Raw genomic sequence first — 2,573 nt, forward strand, 5'->3', positions numbered from 1 at the left:
CGTCATTAAATAAGTATTTGTTTCGGGAAATTAAACGCTGTTTATTAAAATACCTTCGTTGGGATAAATTTTTTATTTCTTTCCAATGAGGAATTTCTAATTCCTCGGTCCAATATGAATCTGATTTTATAATTTTTTTATCTTCAATTGATTTTGTTTCAGGATATTCTTTTTGATAATCTATAAGTTCTGGTATTGCATATAGACTAGTAATGAAATAATTATTTTTTACTATAAAAATACCATTGTAAATAGGATTTCTACTATAAATTTCATCTCTATTACATTTATCATATAAATCTACATATAAATATTTTTTATCTGACTTATTATCTATTATCCTATTTAATATTAATTTAATTTTATGGTTAAATTCAAGTTGTGTTGGAAATGTATAGCCTTGAGATACTAAAATTTTATTTATTATATTAATTGTGGCATCTAAATCTTTTTGAGAATAATTGTGGGATTCATATTCATCACCTAATGGGGTACTATCACCATCTTTTAATTGAGACATTAACGTTTCTTTTACCATATTATCATTTTCTATATTAATATTTGTTTGATTTTGCTTATTTTGAGAACATCCTTGTATGCTTAAAATTAGACTAAACAAATAGTTTGTTATTTTTCTCATAATTTTACTTTTTAATTATCTTGTTGAATTCAATGATTCTTTACCAGCTGTTTTAGTTGCTGGAGTAAATAATGGTTCTCCCAATTCTATTTTTGGAACTTGTTTTGGATGGAAATATTTTACTTTTGGATCTCTTTGTCTTAAAACTACATTCACAGTAGTTCCTTCTTGTTTTCCTGGTTTTGCCTGATTTCCTCCTAATTGTGCGTAAGCATTTCCAACTTTACCTACTACTATAGCAACGTGACCTTGGCTTCCAACTTTATAAAAGGTTCCATTTTTAGCCCAAACCATAAAAGATCCATAAAATGGTATATCTACTTCCTCATAACCAGAATATGAAAAAGAAACAGCATTTAAAGCATCTTTTCTTGGTATTTCTGGATTACCTATTTTCAAGCAATAATTAACAAAAGCTGCACACCAGGCAGTTTTATCTGTATATCCCTTATGTCCTATTTCAGTAAAAAAGTTTGCTATTATTGAATTATTACCTTCTTCTATTCCTATAAAGCTTCCAGCTACTTTTACATAATTAAGCATTGGATTATCTAATATTTTATTATAGTTGATTTCTTTCTCTCCCCTACAAACAGCCTTATCGTATTTAAACCATGTTTTTAACTTTATAAGTCCTTCTTTACGCTTTTCCCAACCATGCGGATCGGGTTTATCTTTATGTGTAAGCGGATACCCATTTAATATCTTAGATTGAAACCAAAAGTATTTTTCTTCCTCTATAGTTTCTTCATAAGCTAATGCAATATCATTTAATGATTTTCCCACTCCTTTTGGAAATGTATCTCGTTTCCATTTAGCGTACGCATTTTTTTCTTTATCACCATAATCTCTTATATATGAAAGTGCCTTTTTTTCAATACACCATTCCCAACCGGCACTGTCTATGGCATAATGTAGATCTTTGGATATCAAATCAGGATCGCTGATAAATATTCCTTCCTCTTCTTTTTTCAGATAACCTTGTTTTACTAAATAAGATCCATAAAATTTATAAGGTCCGGGATCATCGTAAGCAGTTCCTTCCTTATTTAAATTACCGGTAAGTTGTATCAATCCTCTCCCTTTATAAAAGGAAGTACTGGATTTATATTTACTCGGTTTTTCTTGCGATAATTTAAAAAATCCCGTTTCCGCATTTACTTGAGCCAAAAAAGTAATTTTTTGTATGCAAGAATTAATACCATACCTGCGAAACATTTGATTTAATTCCCTAGTTAAACTTTTTACGCTGTTGTCATTAATCAATCCGTCGGTCCACAGTTTCGTATTCCCGTTCATATGAATCAGCAATTGTTCCATTTCTTCTTCGGTAAAATCTCGATGACAATAACAATTACGTTTTTTCATCAAATTCTTCCCCCTGGCCACGGTAACCAAAGAAACAGAAGATAAATCTTCAAGATTTCCCAGATCAGAAACATACAGCGGATTAAAAAAATGGAAAAAACCAGATTCCACCTTTTTTAATTGTTCCGCGATAGGAGTTTGCCCTTCCTCCAAAGTGGGCATGGCTATGCCCACCTGCGAATACTCCTCATTAAAAACCTTTTCATACGAATCCCTGTTTACCGTCTTCAGCTGAGATTCCAATTCCACCCAAACCGTTGCATCGTTTGCATCCTTTTCCTCCTTAAAAACAGCGATATAGAACACCTGAGGGCTCGGAACGTTCGAGTCCCTCTCCGGGGTAAAATCCAGCGACAGTAAGCCGTCGGTTCCCACCACCTCCGCCTCATACCTTTTTGCCTGTGTTGCCACCATAAAGGACTTTTGCTTTTCGTTATAAGAATCCAACCAATCATCCGCCCCCAATTTTTTATACACGATCACCGTCAGTTTTTCCTTAGCCATACCCACGGTATGTACCCAAACCGTATGCTTTATGCCGTACTCAGTAGTCTTTATCTGAACA

2 protein-coding genes are annotated in these 2,573 nt (G+C 32.8%); both read right to left on the reverse strand.

Annotation, left to right across the window (positions count from 1 at the left end; translation table 11 throughout):
• A partial coding sequence (locus GFV01_RS09990) for a hypothetical protein (protein WP_160567193.1) occupies positions 1–640 on the reverse strand: 640 nt, incomplete at its 3' end.
• Between the two features lie 15 nt (positions 641–655).
• A partial coding sequence (locus GFV01_RS09995; protein ID WP_221411129.1) for a hypothetical protein occupies positions 656–2,573 on the reverse strand: 1,918 nt, incomplete at its 5' end.

The sequence above is a fragment of the Apibacter sp. B2912 genome, from assembly GCF_009827835.1.
Lineage (GTDB): Bacteria > Bacteroidota > Bacteroidia > Flavobacteriales > Weeksellaceae > Apibacter.